We start from the raw sequence: 239 nt of genomic DNA, 5'->3' as shown, positions 1-239 counted from the left end.
ACAAACAACCACCACACACAAACAATGCATGCGGCCTGGCCGTTATCCAAAAATAAAACGTTCTCCCCTTCGAACCGACGAGGCCAAAAAAGAAGAGAACAACCATGATCTTTCCCACAAATGAAAAAACCACGCGAAAAGCACCCAAACAAAGGCGCCGCCACGCAATCCATCACCCGCAAGCACAAAAGGACCCAAAACAAACAAAGGCCCCCGGCACCCACCAGCAACACACACGC

Annotated in this window: 1 protein-coding gene; it reads right to left on the bottom strand. The window is 50.6% G+C overall.

The genetic code is table 11. The features are described 5' to 3' along the window. Nucleotides 1–42: 42 nt before the first annotated feature. Nucleotides 43–239: hypothetical protein (locus CHU70_RS11280; RefSeq protein WP_207105045.1), on the bottom strand; the 197-nt coding region annotated here is incomplete at its 5' end.

The sequence above is a fragment of the Corynebacterium sp. LK10 genome, assembly GCF_008042455.1.
Lineage (GTDB): Bacteria > Actinomycetota > Actinomycetes > Mycobacteriales > Mycobacteriaceae > Corynebacterium > Corynebacterium jeikeium_D.
The sequence above is the reverse complement of the archived record's forward strand: the minus strand, read 5'-3'. Positions and strand labels throughout refer to the sequence as shown.